Below are 16,251 nucleotides of genomic sequence, written 5' to 3' on the forward strand. Positions count from 1 at the left end.
ACGTCATGATTCGCCGAGTTACGGGGGTGTATAGGTGTGGGGTGGTATTACCCGCTAAACAATGGGCTTTCAAACTACTACTCGAGATACCGAAAGCGTAGGTACTTCTGCCTTCGCACGAACGACGAGGTGGTTCGCGTGAATACGACGGAACAATACAAACAGAACAAGCATCCGCTCGACGTTATCGACGACGTCTACGACTACGCCGACGACGAGCTCTCCTTCGAGGAGATCGAGGAGCGCGCCGGCGGCGGCGAGTGGGAGCGCCTGAAGTGGGCCGGCATGTACGCCCAGAAGCAGGAGGGCTACTTCATGATCCGGACCAAGGTGCCGGGCGGGAAGCTCACGCCCGAGCAGGCCGAGGTCATCGGCGAGGTCACCGACGACCTCGCGGTCGCCCCCGAGGAGTACGGCGGCGAGGAACAGAACGAACTCTGGGGTGACGCGTATCTCGACATCACGACCCGACAGGACATCCAGAAACACTGGATCCGCGTCGAGGACGTCCCCGAGATGTGGGAGCGCTACGACGAAGTCGGCCTGACGACGGTCCAGGGGTGCGGTGACTCCGCCCGGAACGTCCTGGGCTGTCCCGCGGCTGGACTCGACGACCACGAGTGTTTCAACGCACAGCCGGTCATCGAGGCCGTCTCGGACTTCTTCACCGAGAACCGCGAGTACGCTAACCTCCCGCGGAAGTTCAAGATCACGATCACCGGCTGCGCCCACGACTGCGCGCAGTCCCAGATCAACGACGTCGGTCTCGTCCCCGCGAAGAAGGAGATCGACGGCGAGCACCTCTACGGTTTCCACGCCCGCGTCGGCGGCGGCCTCTCTGACGGCCCGCGGATGGGTTCGGAGCTCGACGTCTTCATCGAACCCGAAGACGCCGTCGAGTTCTGCCGCGCCGTCGCCCAGACGTTCAAGGAACTGGGCGACCGCAACAACCGCGGCGTCTGCCGCATGCGGTATCTCGTCGAGCAGATGGGCCCCGAGAAGTTCGAGGAGGCCGTTCGCGACCGCTGTACCATCGACCTGCCGACCGGCGGCGAGAACCTGACCGTCGGCTACCAGGGCGACCACGTCGGCGTCCACGAGCAGAAACAGGACGGGCTCAACTACGTCGGCTTCAACGTCATCGCGGGCCGCATGGGCGGCGACGAGTTCGCCGCGGCCGCCCGCGCCGCAGAGAAGTATGGCACCGAGGATGCCTCCGTGCGTCTGGCGACCGATCAGAACTTCCTGATCACCCACATCCCCGACGAGAACGTCGACGACCTCCTCGCGGAGCCGTTCGCTCAGGAGTACAGCCCCGATCCGGGGCCGTTCTCCCGCGGTGCGGTCGGCTGTACGGGCAACGAGTTCTGTAACTACGCCATCATCGAGACGAAGAAACGTACCAAGCGCTGGGCCCGCCAGCTCGACGAGCGCATCGACGTGCCCGACGACATCGGGGCCATCCGGATGCACATGTCCGGCTGTTCCGCGTCGTGTGCCCAGCCCCAGATCGCCGACATCGGCTTCCGCGGCGAGACGGTCAAACTCGAGGACGAGAACAGCACCAACGCCGAGGGCGACAACATCGTCGAAGGAATGGACTTCGGCCTCGGTGGTTCGCTCGGTGCGGACAACGAGTTCCTCGATTGGGTCGAGAGCGCCGTGCCCGCCGACTCCGTGATCCCGGCCCTCGAACAGCTGTTCGAGGCGTACTCCGCGGATCGCGACGAGGGCGAGAAGTTCTACGAGTGGTGTCGCGGTGTCGACAACGGCGAGCTCCGGACGATCATGCAAGGGGCCGACGCGCCGGTCGCACGGGGTGTTGCCCATGGGGACTAACCGCGAGGACAACGAGCGTCGTTTCCCACACGTCCCGGAATCGGACGACGATGACGACGCCGTCATCGTCCCCGACGCCGACGGCGGTGCGTCTCGCTCTCGAGAGAACACGGACCACGCACGGGAGGGTGCCATCGCTACCGATGGCGGCTCTGAGGGCGACAGCTGCTCGCCCGATACCTGTACCTGCGGCGAAAAGACAGCCACCGACGCCGAGTCCGAGACCCAGCCCGTCGCGACCGACGGTGCCGGCGTCGCCAACGTCGACGAGATGGGCGAACTCGGTGACCTCGAGTTCACCGAGCCCGCCGAGGACGTCAGTCAGGACGTCTACGACGACTCCCCCGACACGCGCGTCGGGATTCCCGAGGGCGTCGACCTCGAGACGCCGGAGTACTCGATCCGGTCGCGGATGAACGATATCGAGACGCCGGACGAGAAGACCTGGTTCATGGAACTGGACGAGGCCGTCGTCGACGAAGGCCGCTGTATCCAGTGTGGGACCTGTGTCGCCGCCTGCCCGTCGGACTCGATCGGGATCGGCGACGACGGCCTGCCGGAACTGGTCAAGATGTGTACCGGCTGTTCGCTCTGTTGGGACTTCTGTCCCCGCGGCGGCCTGCGCTACGAGCGCCAGTGGAAGATCACCGGCGGCGACGACAACGTCAAGGGCGCGGGCGACCCGATCACGGAGTTCTCTGCGAAGGTCGAGGACGACTGGACCGATCAGGCTCAGGACGGCGGTGTCGTCACCGGCGTCCTCGCGACCCTGCTCGAGGAGGGCGAGATCGACGGGGCGCTCGTCGCGACCGAGAGCGAGGAAGAAGAGTGGAAGGCCGAGAGCTACCTCGCGACGACGACCGAGGAACTCATCGAGAACGCCGGCACCGTCTACAATCAGACGATGGCGCTTGGCAACCTCGACCTCGGCCAGTGGGAGCACAAGCTCCCCGACAAGTCGTGGGACGAACTCAGCATCGCGATCGTCGGCACGCCCTGTGAGATCGAGGGCATCCGCGCCCTGCAGGACTTCGAGTGGGACTATCAGGCCCAGAACGAGGGCATCCGCGCGGTCGACTACACGATCGCGCTGATGTGTACGAAGAACTTCAACTATCACAGCCTCATGGGCGAGCAGCTAGAGGAGCAACGGGGTATCTCGCCGTCGGAGATCGGCAAGATGGACGTCCTCAACGGCAAGATGATGGTCTACGACCACGACGGCGAGATGATCGTCGAGGAGGACATCGAGAACTTCCACGACGCCGCGCTCAAGGGCTGTGACGAGTGTGCCGACTTCACCGGCTTCTGTTCGGACATCACCGTCGGCTCCGTCGGCTCGAGCGACGACTACTCGAGCGTCATCATCCGGACCGACCAGGGGATGAAGGCCTGGGAGATGACCGAGCCGAAACTCGACTACCACGACTTAGAAGACAAGTCCGCGGTCGGCAAGCTTCAGGGCTGGGACAAGAAGAAGGCTTTCGAGAGCCTCGAGCGTCCCTTCGACCCCGACGCGCCGCGGTTCATCGAGTACACCGACCACGCCGAGAACTACGGCACGGCGCTGAACCCCCACGATCAGGGGCACTGATCGGGTTCACTCTCGACGCCGCGTTCGTTCTCCGATACTTTCACACAGTCGCAGACTGGCGGAGCTCGCATCACGATTCTCGAACGGTCCGTTCGATTATGTTTCAGGACAGTTATTTATATTGGTATGTGGTAACAACGACCACACTCGCGGGACCGTCTGTGTGAATGAGCTCCCAGAATCCCCGTCACATTCGACACTCGGTGTGCGGTGATCCCGCGAGTGGACTCTCACCCCCCAATTTTTGACGTCTCGGTCGACGTGCGCCGCGGTACCATCCCTGCGAACAGGTGGACGTTTTCCCGCTCGCGTCGGAGACGAGGGCCGGCAGCCACCGCTCAGATCACGACGCCGGACTGCAAGACCGCGATCAGGACGGTCAACACCGGAATCGCGAGCAGCGTCGTCAGGAACACGCAGGTCGAGACGTACTCCGAGACGAGGACGCCCTCCGTCCGGGCGCTGCCGGCGAACTCGATGACGAGGATCAGCGGCGTGACGGCGGCGGGCATCGCCGTCTCGAGGACGAACACGCGCGCGACGGTCGGGTTCTCGAAGCCGACGAGGAGGGCGACGCCGAGGCCGACGACGGGGGCGATGCCCATCTTGAGCGCCGTCGCGGGCCAGGCGCGAGAGACGGCGGAGGCAGTGTCGGTGCGCGCGAGCTGGATGCCCAGAATGAGCAACATGAGCGGAATCGAGGCGTCGCCGACGAGTTGGAGCGTCTCCATCGCCGCCGTGTCCTCGGGCGGGACGAGATCCAGCGCCCGCGCACCCAGCGCCGCGATGACGGCGTAGGCCAACGGGATGTAGAACACGCGGCGGACGCCCTCGAGGCCGGCCGACCCGCTGCTCCGGGAGGCGACGTAGACGCCGACCGTGTACATCAGCACGGACTGGACCGAGAGGAAGAGGACGGCCGTCTGCCGGCCGACCTCGCCGAACGCGAAATCGGAGACGGGGATGCCGAGGTTCCCTGAGTTACAGAAGATCGCGACGAGCACCAGTCCGCTCAGGGCGGGTTCGCGCTCGCCGACGGCGCGGCCGGCGAGTTCGGCGACCCCCCACATCGTCGCGGTGAAGGCGACGATACCGATCGTCACTCGCGCGAGCGTCGCTGCCTCGAGTTCCGTGACGGCGAGGCTGTGAAAGACCAGCGCCGGAGCCAACACGTAGACGACGGCCGTGTTCAGCGGCTCCGGATCGATCTCCTTGACGGTCGCAAGGACGTAGCCCACGCCCGCGATAGCGACGATCGGGCCGATAGCGGAGCCGAAGATACCGAGCAGATCGGCCATCGGTCAGCGCTCGCCCTCGCGGTGTGACGGTCGACTCGAACTCCCTCGTCGACGGATGACGATCGCGTGCTGCATTCGCAGCGAGATACTCCCTACACCTGATATGGGACTTGCGATCGGATCGGACCGCGTCCGGAAACCGCGGCGAATGCATCGAGAACGACCCCGCCGTTCAGCAGCCGTTCGACCCGCTCACCGTACCGCTGGACACACCTTACGGCATCGGGACTGTCGTCGTCGAGACGGGACCGGAGGAATACGGTAGAGTGCTCGGCGGCCGCGCAGTTCCCGTTCCGTTCAGAGGCCGGCGCGCGACCACTCCTCGTCCTGTTCGCGCCGTTCGAACCGAGCGCCCTGGCCGCACTCCGGACAGCCGAACTGCTGGTACTCGATCTCGCTGCCGATGAGCGGGACGGTCTTCTCGACGCCCGTACCCCGACGCTCCATCTCGATGCCACACCGCGAACACGTGGGGGTCTCCGGGGAGGTTTCGTTCTCGAGTGACATCGCTCTCCCGTGTCGAATGCTATCGTCTCACTCGCCTAAATCGTTTATGCCGGTCGTCCGCGGCGGCCGCGGTCGCCAGCGGCGCTCGCTGATCGTGTTCTCGACTCGACGGATCCGGTGCGCGGCCGTCGATGAGGGAGTCACTGACTTGGTTCGCGTCTCCCGCTCGAGGCGAGCGCCGACCGTCGTTTAAGTACTTCTGGTCACAAGGTAGAGCTATGACGGGAAGACGGTCGTTCTCCGGCAGCCATATTCGATAGTCGCGACGCTTCACGTTCGTCGGGCTGCGACCGCCGGTCGCGTTCACCCTTTAAGTGCTTCTGCTCACAAGGTGGAGCTGTCCTCCTTGCGTCTCCGAACCTGATAGCGCCAGTGCTCGCTCTGGGTGACCGTCGGCTCTGATCGTCCCCGAACCTCGTTCGATCTTTAAGTACTTCTGGTCACAAGGTGAAGATACGACGGGAGAACGGTCCCTTCTCGAGGCAGTCTCGCTCTCTAACTCCGGTATCGGTTCGCCAAGCTGTAGTATCGGATCGGCCAGCCTTGGTATCGGCTCGATCAGCCATCGTATCGATTCGAGCGTCGCGACCGGCGGTCGAACCGCGGCGCTGGTCGAAGACGCGTCCACGACGGCTCGCTCGAGCGCCTTCAGCGGACTTATTTCGGGCGCACGGTAACCACGACCGATGACAGCAGACGCTCGAATTCGGGTCGCGACTCCGGCGGACGCGGCCGCCGTTCGCGACATCTACGCCCCCTTCTGCGAGTCGACGGCGGTCACGTTCGAGGAGACCGCGCCCGCAGAGGCCGAACTCGCCGACCGGATCGAGTCGACCCTCGAGTGCCATCCGTGGCTCGTCTGCGAGGTCGATACTGAGGTCGTCGGCTACGCCTACGCGGGGCCGCTCCGCAAACGCCGGGCCTACGAGTGGGTCGTCGAACTCTCGGTCTACGTCGCCAACTCGGCTCGACGGACGGGAGTGGGACAGGCGCTCTACGAGTCGCTGTTCGCCGTCCTCGAGCGCCAGGGGATCCGCGACGCCTACGCCGTGACGACGGTCCCGAACCCCGAGACCGAGCGGTTCCACGAGCGGATGGGGTTCGAGCGACTGGTCGACTTTCCGGCGATCGGCTACACGCAGGACGAGTGGCAGGACGTGGCCTGGTGGCGGCGACCGCTCGCCGAGAAATCGGACACGCCCGAGCGTCCGCGCCCGTTCCCGGCGGTTCGGGAGGACGACGACTGGGAGTCGCTCGTCCGGACGGGCGAGGACTCGCTCGAACTGTCCTGACTCGAGCCGCGGCCGATCACCGCTCCAGTCGATCCGCGACCGCCGCGATCCCCTCGGTGATCAGATCCGGTTCGTCGCCGAAGGGCTCCCACGGGGTCCCCTTCCGGTCGAGCCAGACGCCCTGCATCCCGGCGTGGATCGCGCCCTGCACGTCGAACCACAGCGCCGAGACGTGGACGAGTTCGTCGAGCGGCGTCCCCGTCCGCCCGGCGGCGTGGCGGTAGAGATCCGGATCGGGCTTGAACGTCCCGAGTTCGTCCGCGCTGATGGTATCGACGAGGAGGTCGCCGATACCGGCGTGGTCGACCATCGAATCGAGCATGTCCGGGTTCCCGTTCGAGAGGACGTACGTGTCGTAGCCGGCCTCGTGCAACCGCTCGATGCTCTCCCGGACGTCGTCGAAGACCTCGAGTTCGTGATAGACCTCGAGGATCGCCTCGCGTTCGTCGGCGGGGAGGTCGATTCCGTGAGCCGCCAGTGCGTAGGCGAGCGCGTCGCGGTTGATCTCGTAGAACGTCTCGTAGGACTCGAGGTGGTTCGCGACGAGCGTGTACTGCATCGACCGCTCGCGCCAGGTCCGGGAGATGGGGTCCGGGTCCTCGATATCCGCGTGGTCCGCCAGTGCAGCTACGGTCGCATCGACGTCGACGAGCGTGCTGTAGGAGTCGAACGTGACCGTCGTGACGCGGTCGGGATCGAACGCCATACCTGCGTTCTCGCGCGGCGGACCAAGAATCTCGCCCGTTCTCTTCACCGCCGAGACGGTGAGATCTACCTCTAACGCCCTGCCGATCGAAGCCGCTTAGTGCGACTACCGATTGGTAACACCCGTGAATCCCTCGAACTGGCGGACCTACCTCGTCACGCAGGCGTCGCTGTCGGCCGACCGGTCGACGCCCGAGATCGTCCGCGCGGCTATCGACGGCGGCGTCGACGCCGTGCAACTGCGCGAAAAGGACGCGAGCGCTCGCTCGCGGTACGAACTCGGCCTCGAGTTACGCGACCTGACGGCCGAGGCGGGCGTCGATCTGATCGTCAACGACCGGATCGACATCGCGCGAGCGATCGATGCCGACGGCGTCCACGTCGGCCAGTCAGACCTGCCGGTCGGCGTCGCCCGCGACCTGCTCGGGCCGGACGCGATCGTCGGCTGCTCGACGTCGACAGTCGCCGAGGCCCGCGAGGCGGAAGCCGAGGGCGCGGACTATCTCGGCGTCGGGGCGGTCTACGGGACCTCCTCGAAGGACGTCGAGACGGAGAACGACGGGATCGGCCCGGAACGGATCACCGACATCGCCGAGGCGGTCTCGATTCCGATCGTCGGTATCGGCGGTATCACGGCCGACAACGCCGGACCCGTCGTTGAGGCGGGAGCGGCCGGCGTGGCCGTTATCAGCGCGATTACCGCGGCCTCGGATCCGCGGGCGGCGACCGAAACGCTTGCTGCCGCCGTCGAAACGCCGAAGGGAGTCGGCCACGGAGGACCCAGCGAATGAGCGTTACTGACATCGCCGCCGACGACCTCGCGGATTCGGTCCGAACGGTCCGGGAGACGGAGCCGCTCGTCCAGCACTTGACCAACACGGTGACGATCAACGACGTGGCGAACCTGACCCTCCACTGGGGCGGGCTGCCGGTGATGGCCGACTCCTTCGGGGACGCCGGCGAGATGGCCGAGGCCGCGCGCGCGGTCGTGATCAACATCGGCCAGGTGCCCGACGGCCGCGTCGAAGCCATGCACGAGGCCGGCCGAAAGGCGAACGAGCGCGGGATCCCGGTCGTCCTCGACCCCGTCGGCGTGGGCTCGACGCCCTCGCGCGACGCGGTCGCCGAGAGCCTCCTCTCGGAGGTCGACTTCGCCGCGATCAAGGGCAACTACGGCGAGATCAGCGCGCTCGCCGGCGTCGAGGCCGACGTGAAAGGCGTCGAGTCTATCGGCGACTACGAGGAGATCGAGGAGACCGCCCGATCCGTCGCCGAGTCGACCGGCTCGATCGTCGTCGCATCGGGCGTCGAGGACGTCGTCGCCGACGCCGACGGCGCGGTTCGGCTCACCGCCGGCCACGAGATGCTCGGCGAGGTCGTCGGCACCGGCTGTATGCTCGCCGCGACCATCGGGACCTTCGGTGGCGCGCTCGAGGACGCCAGCGAGGCCGCCGTCCACGGCACGCTCGCGTTCGGCATCGCGGGCGAGCGCGCGGCCGAGACGGAGTACGCCGGACCGGGAAGCTACCGAACGAACTTCCGCGACGCCGTCTACGGCGTCACCGGCGACGTCGTCGACGACCTCGCGCTCGCGGATCGGATCGAACAGGAACTCTGAGACGCGGGCTCCGATTCGAGTCGTCCGAACGGTATTTCCAGCGATTCGGAACGTACTGAAACCGTTTTAATACCCCCGGGAGAACTGTCACCTATGGCTCGCAACGAACTCCAGAGTGCGGCCGAGTCGATCGAGGCGGCGTCGACGGCCGCGTCCGACGACGAGGCGGCGGAACGGCTGCAGAACCAGGCGGCAAAGTTCGAGGACTACGCCACGGCCGAGCACGGCCCCGATCACGGCCAGCTCGCGCGCCACGAGCACATCCTGAAGGACATCGCGGGCGACGAGGGCGGCGAGGTCGCGGACCACATCGACGATGCGCTCGAGGCGATCACCGAGTTCCGCTCGACGCTCGAGGGCGTCTGAGGGGCTTCGAGGACGGTCGTTTTTCCGCGGCTCGAGAACGTCAGCGACAGCCGCGAGTATGCGGGAGGGACCCGTCACCTCGATAGTCGTTAGCGACGCTCAGCAGACGGGCTTCGGATTCGCGCCCATCCCCTCGAGCGTCTCGACGTACTCGTCGTAGGCGGCCTGGATCGCGCCGGTGGCGGCCTCCTCGGCGCGGTCCCAGTCCTCGTCGCTCTCACAGACCGTCTCGAGGAGCGCTTTCGCGCGCTCGAGTTGGTCGTCCAGGTCCTCGCCGAAGCCGCGGAACAGGCTGGCGGTCTGGGGGTCGGCGTCGCCGACGAAGTAGCCGACGACCTGATCCTTCGAGCGCTGGCTCGCGAGGATGCGTCCGACGAGCGCGCCGACGCGGGAGACGGTGTCCTCCTGATCGCGCAGGTACTCGTGGAGCGCGGGAACGTCCTCCGGCTCGTACTCGTCGTCCGCGAGCTTGTCGTCGACGGTCTCGTAGTGGTCCTGCTCCTCCGCGGCCGTCGTTTCGAACGCTTCCCGCGCGTCGTCGTCCGCCTCGTCGTCGGCCCACTCGAGGAAGGTCTGCCAGGCGGCGTACTCGGCGTCGGCGGTCGCCTCGAGGACGGGTTCGGTTTCGATCTCGCCTTCGGTCTCGGCGTACAGCGACTTCGAGGAGCCGAGTCGCGAGAGCGCGGTCTGGTTTTCCTCGCTGACAGTGTCGACGAACGTCTCGGGATCGGTCATGCAGGTCCCTTCGGGGGGCCCCGAGTTAGGTTTAACGTGACGCCGCCGTTGGGACCCCGTACTATCCCCGCGATTGCGGGCGATATGTCCCGGTTACTGTTCGAACGCTGAACTCCAACGGCACCATAACAATTACCGCATCCGAACTCTTCTCGAGCGGAATGAAACGACGAGCGTATCTGGTGACGGCCGCCGCGGCGACGCTCGGTGGCTGTTCCGCCCTGAGCGATTCCGAAACCTCCGACGAGCCGACCGAAACCGACGGTACCGGTGGTGACGACTCGTCCGATCCGTCGGACACGATCGACGAGGATCCCGGCTCGTTCGACCAGTTCGACGACCTCTCGATGTGGGAGGTGATGGAGGGCTCGCTGGAGCTCGACGCGCAGCGAGCGTACGTCGGCGATCAGTCCGGCCGCATGACGGCCGACGAATCCCAGCAGCGAGTGATGATCAAACGTCGGTTCGACTCACCGCGAGACCTCTCGACCGAGTTCCCCGCGCTGGCGCTCGCGACCGAGGAAGACGTCGATCCGATGGTCCAGCTCACCGACACCGACGGGAACCGGCTGCTCCTCCAGTGTGCCCTCGAGCCGGGGCTTCCGCTCGCGCGTCACGATCTCGCGGTTACGGACACGGACGGCGATCCGGACCTGAGCGCGATCAAGCACGTCAAGATCTCCGCGTGGGCTGGCGACGACCGGTCGGTGACGGTGTGGGTCGACGATCTCCACTTCGTCTCCCGACCGGAGACGGGCAAAGTCCTCCTCCAGTTCGGCGGCGACGAGTCCGTCTACACGCGGGCGCGTTCGACGCTGTCGGACCACGACTTCCCCGCGACGGCGTTCGTCCCCACCGACTACGTGGGCGGCAGCGGCTATCTCAGCGAAAGCCAACTCGAGACCCTCCGGAGCGACGGCTGGACGATCGGTAGCCAGGGGACGACCGCCGACGAGCTCGCCGGCGCGACCGAGTCGGCCCAGCGCGAGCAGGTCGAGGGAGCGATCGAGTGGCTCGAGGACAACGGGTTCGAGGACGGCGCGAACTACTTCTCGTATCCGCTCAACCGCTACGACGACGGGGCGATGAACGTCGTCGCGGAGAACCACGACATCGGATTCGTCGGCGGCTACGCCGGTCACGGTGACCTGTCGAACCCCGCCCTCGCGCCGCGGGCCGTCAGTCCGGACGCCGACGAGGCCCAACGGATCCTCGATCGAACGGCCCGGTTCCGGACGATCACGACGCTCTCCTACCCCGATCTCACCGGTGGGTCGCGGCGGGCGTTCGAGGAGACGATCTCACACCTCGCCGACCTCGAGTCGGCCGGCGAGGTCGAGGTCGTCGGCCCGGATGATATCGCGTCGAATCACGTCCACGAGGAGTAGTCCGCTCGAATGGGGGGTTCATCGGGGTCGACTGCCGGTATTTTTGGGAAACGACGGCCGCAAGCGACAGCACTCGCTGGGACGGTGATCCGCGCGGAAAAATCGACGTCGTTCGGACGGTGCGTCGGTCACGAGAGAGCGAGGCCCTCTCGAGCGACTACGCTTACTCGCCGCTGCCGGTTTCGATCGGCGCGTTGACGAGGTTACCCCACTCGGTCCAGGAGCCGTCGTAGTTGACGGTGTCCTCGTAGCCGAGCAGTTCGTGGAGCGCGAACCAGGCGACGGAGGAGCGCTCGCCGATGCGGCAGTAGGCGACGGTCGTCTCGTCGCCGTCGATGTCCTCCTCGGCGTAGAGCTCCTCGAGCTCGTCGTAGTCCTTGAAGGTGCCGTCGTCGTTGGTCACGGCGGCCCACGAGATGTTCTTCGCGCCGGGGATGTGACCGCCGCGCTGGGCGGTCTCCTGCAGGCCCGAGGGCGCGAGGATCTCGCCGGAGAACTCCTCGGGCGAGCGAACGTCGACGAGCGGAACGCCGCGATCGATTGCGTTCTCGACGTCCTCTCGGTACGCGCGGATGCTCTCGCGCGGACCGGCGGCGTCGTACTCGGTTTCCGAGAAGTCCGGCTCCTCGTCCGTGGTCGGGTAGTCGTTCTCGAGCCAGTACTCGCGGCCACCGTCGAGCAGGTAGACCTCGTCGTGACCGTAGTACTTGAACTGCCAGTAGGTGTAGGCGGCGAACCAGTTGGAGTTGTCACCGTAGAGGACGACCGTGTCGTCCTCGCTGATGCCGTGGCTCCCGAGGAGGTCCTCGAAGTCTTCCTTGTCGAGGATGTCTCGCTGGGTCTGGTCCTGGAGCTGCGTCTCCCAGTTGAACCCGATCGCGCCGGGCGCGTGTTCGTCTTCGTAAGCTTCCGTGTCGACGTCGACCTCGACCAGTCGGAGGTCGGAGTCGTCGTCCTGGAAGTCGTCGAGTCGGTCAGCGACCCAGTCGGCCGTGACGAGTACGTCGTTGGCGTAGTCGTTTGCCATACGCGGTCCTACAATGGCGACACACAAAGGGACTTCTTAACCGGTCAATTCGGACACCGATCGACCCTGGCGGAAATACTTGCCGATACTTGTGGCGCTGATTCTCGTTCCCGTCCGTACGAGCGCTGCTTTCGCCGGTTTCGAGGGGTATTCGATATATAGCAATGGGGATAGATCACCACCCCCGTCAAAAACAAGCAAGCGTTGCCACTGTCTCGGTATCCGACAATCCACCCGAAATCGGTGCGTACTCGAGTCTCCGTTTCGAACGGCGGACTAATGGACGACTCCGTCGTCGTTTCCCCCGACTGGCTCGCATCGCGTCTGGACGATTCCGCCGTGCGCATCGTCGACGTCAGGGACGCCTGGGAGTTCGACGGGATCGGTCACATCCCCGGCGCGGTGAACGTCCCGTTCGACAGCTACCGCGACGAGAGCGACGTCGATCGCGGGACCCTGCCCGGTGCCGAAGCCTTCGCCGAACTGCTCGGCGACGCGGGGATCAGCCCCGCGGACACGATCGTCGCCTACGACGACACCCACGGCGTCTTCGCGGCCCGGTTCGTGCTCACCGCACTGGAGTACGGGCACGACGACGTGCGCCTGTTAGACGGCGACTACAGCGCGTGGAATCGGGAGTACGAGACCACGAGCGAGACGGCCGCGTTCGAGTCGACCGACTACGACCCCGACCCGCTCGCGCCCGACGAGAGCCCGCTGGTCGGCTACGACGCCGTCGCGGATGCCCTCGAGCGCGACGCCGTCTTCGTCGACACGCGCGAACTCGAGGAGTTCGAGGAGGCGCGCTTGCCGGGCGCCGTCCGCTTCGACTGGCGCGAGGTCGTCGACGACGAGACGCGGCGGCTGAAGCCCGAGGCCGAACTCGAGGCGTTGCTCGCCGATCACGGCATCACGCCGGACCGCGAAATCGTCCTCTACTGCAACACCGCGCGGCGGATCAGCCACACCTACGTCGTGCTCACGGCGCTGGGCTACGAGGACGTCTACTTTTACGAGGGGAGTCTCACGGAGTGGCTCGCCAACGACGGCGAGATAGAGAGCGGTCCGGTCGCGTCCGAGTGAGCCCCGCCCCGACGGGCGACGCTACTGACCCCATCGGCCCCGTCGAGCGCGTCTGATTCGATAGCGGGAATCCGTGCGGGTGATCGGAAGACCCATCCACCGCTATCGAGTACGCCGCACCGATGGCCCGCGATTCGTTGCCGGGCATCGGCCTCGGCACGTACTCCGAAGACGACCGCGAGCAGTGGCGCGACACCGTCGAGACGGCGTTAGACGTCGGCTACCGCCACGTCGATACGGCGCAGGTGTACGAAAACGAGCAATACGTCGGCGAGGCGCTCCGATCCGCGTCGGTCGATCGCGAGGACGTCTTCCTCTCGACGAAGACGGTCCACCACGACGTCCCGGCCGACCCCGCGGCCGTTCCCGACGCGATCGACGGCCGCCTCGAGCGCCTCGGCGTCGAGACCGTCGATCTCCTGTACGTTCACTGGCCCTCCGGCGTCTACGACCACGAGACGATCCTGCCCGCCTACGACGAGGCCTACCGAGCGGGGAAGACTCGCAACGTCGGCCTCTCGAACTTCACGCCGGACCTGCTCGACGAGGCCCTCGAGGTCCTCGACGCGCCGCTGTTCGCCCATCAGGCCGAGATGCACCCCCTGCTTCCACAGGAGGAGCTGGTCGCCCACGCACAGGACCACGACTACCGGTTCGTCGCCTACTCGCCGCTGGCGAACGGCGAGATCCTCGACGTGCCCGAAATCCGGCGGGTCGCCGAGAAACACGACGCGACGCCGGCGCAGGTGTCTCTCGCGTGGCTCCTCGATCACGACAACGTCGCCGCGATTCCCAAGGCCAGCAGCCGCGAGCACCTCGAGCAGAACGTGGCGGCGCGGGAACTCGAACTCGACGCCGACGACGTCGAACTGATCGACTCGATCGACCGTCGGCATCGCGTGATCGATCCCGATCACGGACCGTGGAACTGGTGACCCGCGGCGACTCACTGGGCGACGAATACGTCGGCGGCCGCCCTCGGACTCCCGTCGGGAGTCACGAGACGTCTCGCCAGTCCGGTGCCGTCGAGTACGCCGCCCCCGAGAGCTCGTCGAACGCCGCGTAGACCACCTCGTTCAGCGCGGGATGGACGTGGACCGGGTCGGCGACGTCCGCGACGGTGCCGCCGCCGTCCATCGCGACGACGACCTCGTGGAGCAGCGTCGCGGCCTGCGGGCCGACGATGTGACAGCCCAGGATCTTGCCGTCCGGCCCGGCGATCGCCTTCACGAACCCGTCGTCGGCCTCGAGGATCATCCCCATCGGCGCGGCGCCGTAGGGGACGGTGACGGCCTCGTACTCGCGGTCCGCGTCCGCGAGGTCGCCCTCCGTCCGGCCGACGCTGGCGACCCGCGGTTCGGTGAAAATCGCGTGAGGCATCGCCTCGTAGTCGATCGTCTCGCCGGCGTCGTCCAGGACGTTCCGGGTCACGACCCGCGCCTCGGCGTCGGCCGCGTGCTTGAACGGCTGCTCGCCGAGGACGTCGCCCAGCGCCCAGACGCCGTCGACGGTCGTCTCGAGGGTCTCGTCGGTCTCGACGTACCCCTTCTCGTCGGTCTCGATACCCGTCTCCTCGAGTTCGAGCGCGTCCGTGTTGGGCCGCCGGCCGGTCGCGAGCAGGAGTTCGTCGGCGGTGAGCTCGACCGCCTCGTCGTCGCTGTCGTCGCTCGGTTCCGCGGTCACGACGACCCCTTCTTCGCCTCCTCCGTCCGCCGCTGGCTCGACCGCGGCAGCCTCGTGGCCGGTGTAGACGTCGCAGTAGGCCTCGAGCGACTCGGTCACCGTCGCGCTCACGTCGTCGTCCTCCCGCGGAACGAGCCGATCGCTACGGCCGACGATCGACACCTCGGTTCCCAGCGCGCCGAAGAAGTAGCCCAGTTCGGCCCCGATGTAGCCGCCCCCGACGATCACGAGTTCGTCGGGCCGCTCCGCGAGGAAGAGCGCGTCGTCGCTCGTGAGGAAGTCGACGTCTTCGATGCCGTCGATCGGCGGGACCATCGGTCGACCCCCGACGGCGATGACGACGGTCTCGCCGCTGATCTCCTGCGTTTCCTCCTCCTCCGAATCATCCGTCGGCTCGATCGCGATCGTCCGATCGTCGACGAACCGACCCTCGCCGCGGTAGAGGGCGACTTTCTCGCTGTCCCGCAGGCCGGACTCCTGATTGTCGGCCTTCTCGTAGACGGTGTCGTGAATCGAGGCCGTGATCTCGCCGTACTCGATGTCTTTCAACTCCGCGCCGACGCCGAACGCCTCGGCCCCGCGCACCTCTCCCGTGACGTCCGCTCGGTGGATGAGCGCCTTCGAGGGGACGCAGCCGCGAGTGATACACGCGCCGCCGAGGGGTCCGGGTTCGACGACCGCCGCCTTGAGGCCCTGTTCTGCCGCCGCGGTCGCGACCTGGCTACCCGAGCCGCCGCCGAGCACGACGATATCGTACTCCTCCATACCGGAAGCGACCACGGACGGCCGCGTAAAACGAGCGCCTGCTATGTGAACGCGCCGCCCGCCGCGCCGATCGCGCCGGCCCTAGAGCCAGTCGTCGGCCGCCTCCTCCGACGTGGCTTCCCGGTAGGTCTCGACCGCCTCCGCGAGGTTCGCGAGGGCCTCTTCCGGCGTCTGTCCCTGACTCGAGACGCCCGTTTCCTCGTCGTCGGCGATGTGGAGGCCGTGGTCGTTGACTCGCATGGTCACGTCCGCGTCCTCGAGTCCCTCGTACTCCGAGGGATCGACGTCTGCGTCGGAACTCATGGGCGTGGATTGGCCCGCTCGAGTGAAATACGCATCGACGCCGCCGCC

Annotated in this window: 16 protein-coding genes; 9 read left to right on the forward strand and 7 right to left on the reverse strand. The window is 66.5% G+C overall.

Going from position 1 to position 16,251, the window contains the following annotated elements; translation table 11 throughout:
* Positions 1 to 138 precede the first annotated feature (138 nt).
* Complete coding sequence (locus LDH66_RS17385) at positions 139 to 1,839, forward strand: nitrite/sulfite reductase (RefSeq protein WP_226482347.1); 1,701 nt, start codon at positions 139 to 141, stop codon at positions 1,837 to 1,839.
* Positions 1,829 to 3,433 (forward strand): Coenzyme F420 hydrogenase/dehydrogenase, beta subunit C-terminal domain, encoded by a 1,605-nt coding sequence (locus LDH66_RS17390; RefSeq protein WP_226482348.1) that lies wholly within the window; start codon positions 1,829 to 1,831, stop codon positions 3,431 to 3,433. The genes LDH66_RS17385 and LDH66_RS17390 overlap by 11 nt, the downstream gene beginning before the upstream one ends.
* Positions 3,434 to 3,771: 338 nt before the next feature.
* On the opposite strand, the gene LDH66_RS17395 is transcribed toward LDH66_RS17390, so the two are convergent.
* Both LDH66_RS17395 and LDH66_RS17400 read right to left on the reverse strand, forming a co-directional pair.
* The gene (locus tag LDH66_RS17395; RefSeq protein WP_226482349.1) at positions 3,772 to 4,731 is read right to left on the reverse strand and encodes an AEC family transporter; all 960 of its coding nucleotides are present in this window, start codon (positions 4,729 to 4,731) and stop codon (positions 3,772 to 3,774) included.
* Positions 4,732 to 5,028: 297 nt separating this feature from the next.
* Positions 5,029 to 5,238 carry a hypothetical protein gene (locus LDH66_RS17400; protein WP_226482350.1) on the reverse strand — a complete coding sequence of 70 codons (210 nt, stop codon included), beginning with the start codon at positions 5,236 to 5,238 and terminating at the stop codon, positions 5,029 to 5,031.
* 686 nt (positions 5,239 to 5,924) lie between these two features.
* On the opposite strand from LDH66_RS17400, the gene LDH66_RS17405 reads away from it, so the two are divergent.
* The gene (locus tag LDH66_RS17405) at positions 5,925 to 6,530 is read left to right on the forward strand and encodes a GNAT family N-acetyltransferase (protein ID WP_226482351.1); all 606 of its coding nucleotides are present in this window, start codon (positions 5,925 to 5,927) and stop codon (positions 6,528 to 6,530) included.
* Positions 6,531 to 6,546: 16 nt separating this feature from the next.
* On the opposite strand, the gene LDH66_RS17410 is transcribed toward LDH66_RS17405, so the two are convergent.
* Complete coding sequence (locus LDH66_RS17410; protein ID WP_226482352.1) at positions 6,547 to 7,236, reverse strand: haloacid dehalogenase type II; 690 nt, start codon at positions 7,234 to 7,236, stop codon at positions 6,547 to 6,549.
* Positions 7,237 to 7,360: 124 nt separating this feature from the next.
* Here LDH66_RS17410 and thiE point away from each other — a divergent pair, with 124 nt between their 5' ends.
* The 3 genes from thiE (at position 7,361) to LDH66_RS17425 (ending at position 9,219) form a co-directional block, all read left to right on the forward strand.
* Positions 7,361 to 8,026, forward strand: coding sequence for a thiamine phosphate synthase (thiE, locus tag LDH66_RS17415; protein ID WP_226482353.1), 666 nt, complete (start codon positions 7,361 to 7,363; stop codon positions 8,024 to 8,026).
* Positions 8,023 to 8,853, forward strand: coding sequence for a hydroxyethylthiazole kinase (gene thiM / locus LDH66_RS17420; RefSeq protein WP_226482354.1), 831 nt, complete (start codon positions 8,023 to 8,025; stop codon positions 8,851 to 8,853). The genes thiE and thiM overlap by 4 nt, the downstream gene beginning before the upstream one ends.
* A gap of 93 nt (positions 8,854 to 8,946) precedes the next feature.
* Complete coding sequence (locus LDH66_RS17425) at positions 8,947 to 9,219, forward strand: DUF7553 family protein (protein ID WP_226482355.1); 273 nt, start codon at positions 8,947 to 8,949, stop codon at positions 9,217 to 9,219.
* A gap of 99 nt (positions 9,220 to 9,318) precedes the next feature.
* Here the strand turns inward: LDH66_RS17425 and LDH66_RS17430 are convergent, their stop codons facing one another.
* Complete coding sequence (locus LDH66_RS17430; protein WP_226482356.1) at positions 9,319 to 9,954, reverse strand: rubrerythrin family protein; 636 nt, start codon at positions 9,952 to 9,954, stop codon at positions 9,319 to 9,321.
* A 161-nt stretch (positions 9,955 to 10,115) separates the two neighbouring features.
* Between LDH66_RS17430 and LDH66_RS17435 the strand changes: the two genes are divergently transcribed.
* Positions 10,116 to 11,342: a polysaccharide deacetylase family protein gene (locus LDH66_RS17435; protein WP_226482357.1), complete on the forward strand. Its 1,227-nt coding sequence runs from the start codon at positions 10,116 to 10,118 to the stop codon at positions 11,340 to 11,342.
* A gap of 163 nt (positions 11,343 to 11,505) precedes the next feature.
* Here LDH66_RS17435 and LDH66_RS17440 read toward each other — a convergent pair whose 3' ends face one another.
* Positions 11,506 to 12,369 carry a sulfurtransferase gene (locus LDH66_RS17440; protein WP_226482358.1) on the reverse strand — a complete coding sequence of 288 codons (864 nt, stop codon included), beginning with the start codon at positions 12,367 to 12,369 and terminating at the stop codon, positions 11,506 to 11,508.
* 279 nt (positions 12,370 to 12,648) lie between these two features.
* Here LDH66_RS17440 and LDH66_RS17445 point away from each other — a divergent pair, with 279 nt between their 5' ends.
* Both LDH66_RS17445 and LDH66_RS17450 read left to right on the forward strand, forming a co-directional pair.
* Positions 12,649 to 13,452 carry a sulfurtransferase gene (locus LDH66_RS17445; RefSeq protein WP_226482359.1) on the forward strand — a complete coding sequence of 268 codons (804 nt, stop codon included), beginning with the start codon at positions 12,649 to 12,651 and terminating at the stop codon, positions 13,450 to 13,452.
* Positions 13,453 to 13,574: 122 nt separating this feature from the next.
* On the forward strand, positions 13,575 to 14,387 hold the full coding sequence (locus tag LDH66_RS17450; RefSeq protein ID WP_226482360.1) for an aldo/keto reductase: 813 nt from the start codon (positions 13,575 to 13,577) through the stop codon (positions 14,385 to 14,387).
* A gap of 61 nt (positions 14,388 to 14,448) precedes the next feature.
* Here LDH66_RS17450 and LDH66_RS17455 read toward each other — a convergent pair whose 3' ends face one another.
* Both LDH66_RS17455 and LDH66_RS17460 read right to left on the reverse strand, forming a co-directional pair.
* Positions 14,449 to 15,900, reverse strand: coding sequence for a dihydrolipoyl dehydrogenase (locus LDH66_RS17455; protein WP_226482361.1), 1,452 nt, complete (start codon positions 15,898 to 15,900; stop codon positions 14,449 to 14,451).
* A gap of 81 nt (positions 15,901 to 15,981) precedes the next feature.
* On the reverse strand, positions 15,982 to 16,203 hold the full coding sequence (locus LDH66_RS17460) for a type II toxin-antitoxin system HicB family antitoxin (RefSeq protein ID WP_226482362.1): 222 nt from the start codon (positions 16,201 to 16,203) through the stop codon (positions 15,982 to 15,984).
* Positions 16,204 to 16,251 lie beyond the last annotated feature (48 nt).

It is taken from the genome of Natrinema amylolyticum, from assembly GCF_020515625.1.
Taxonomy (GTDB): Archaea; Halobacteriota; Halobacteria; order Halobacteriales; family Natrialbaceae; genus Natrinema; species Natrinema amylolyticum.

Bases quoted from the DNA above. Each gene is read 5' to 3' on its own strand.
- LDH66_RS17435 (WP_226482357.1), top strand. From the start codon at position 10,116: ATGAAACGACGAGCGTATCTGGTGACGGCCGCCGCGGCGACGCTCGGT.
- LDH66_RS17440 (WP_226482358.1), bottom strand. From the start codon at position 12,369: ATGGCAAACGACTACGCCAACGACGTACTCGTCACGGCCGACTGGGTC.
- LDH66_RS17460 (WP_226482362.1), bottom strand. From the start codon at position 16,203: ATGAGTTCCGACGCAGACGTCGATCCCTCGGAGTACGAGGGACTCGAG.
- LDH66_RS17395 (WP_226482349.1), bottom strand. From the start codon at position 4,731: ATGGCCGATCTGCTCGGTATCTTCGGCTCCGCTATCGGCCCGATCGTC.
- LDH66_RS17410 (WP_226482352.1), bottom strand. From the start codon at position 7,236: ATGGCGTTCGATCCCGACCGCGTCACGACGGTCACGTTCGACTCCTAC.
- thiM (WP_226482354.1), top strand. From the start codon at position 8,023: ATGAGCGTTACTGACATCGCCGCCGACGACCTCGCGGATTCGGTCCGA.
- LDH66_RS17445 (WP_226482359.1), top strand. From the start codon at position 12,649: ATGGACGACTCCGTCGTCGTTTCCCCCGACTGGCTCGCATCGCGTCTG.
- LDH66_RS17425 (WP_226482355.1), top strand. From the start codon at position 8,947: ATGGCTCGCAACGAACTCCAGAGTGCGGCCGAGTCGATCGAGGCGGCG.
- LDH66_RS17430 (WP_226482356.1), bottom strand. From the start codon at position 9,954: ATGACCGATCCCGAGACGTTCGTCGACACTGTCAGCGAGGAAAACCAG.
- LDH66_RS17450 (WP_226482360.1), top strand. From the start codon at position 13,575: ATGGCCCGCGATTCGTTGCCGGGCATCGGCCTCGGCACGTACTCCGAA.
- LDH66_RS17455 (WP_226482361.1), bottom strand. From the start codon at position 15,900: ATGGAGGAGTACGATATCGTCGTGCTCGGCGGCGGCTCGGGTAGCCAG.
- LDH66_RS17400 (WP_226482350.1), bottom strand. From the start codon at position 5,238: ATGTCACTCGAGAACGAAACCTCCCCGGAGACCCCCACGTGTTCGCGG.
- LDH66_RS17390 (WP_226482348.1), top strand. From the start codon at position 1,829: ATGGGGACTAACCGCGAGGACAACGAGCGTCGTTTCCCACACGTCCCG.
- LDH66_RS17405 (WP_226482351.1), top strand. From the start codon at position 5,925: ATGACAGCAGACGCTCGAATTCGGGTCGCGACTCCGGCGGACGCGGCC.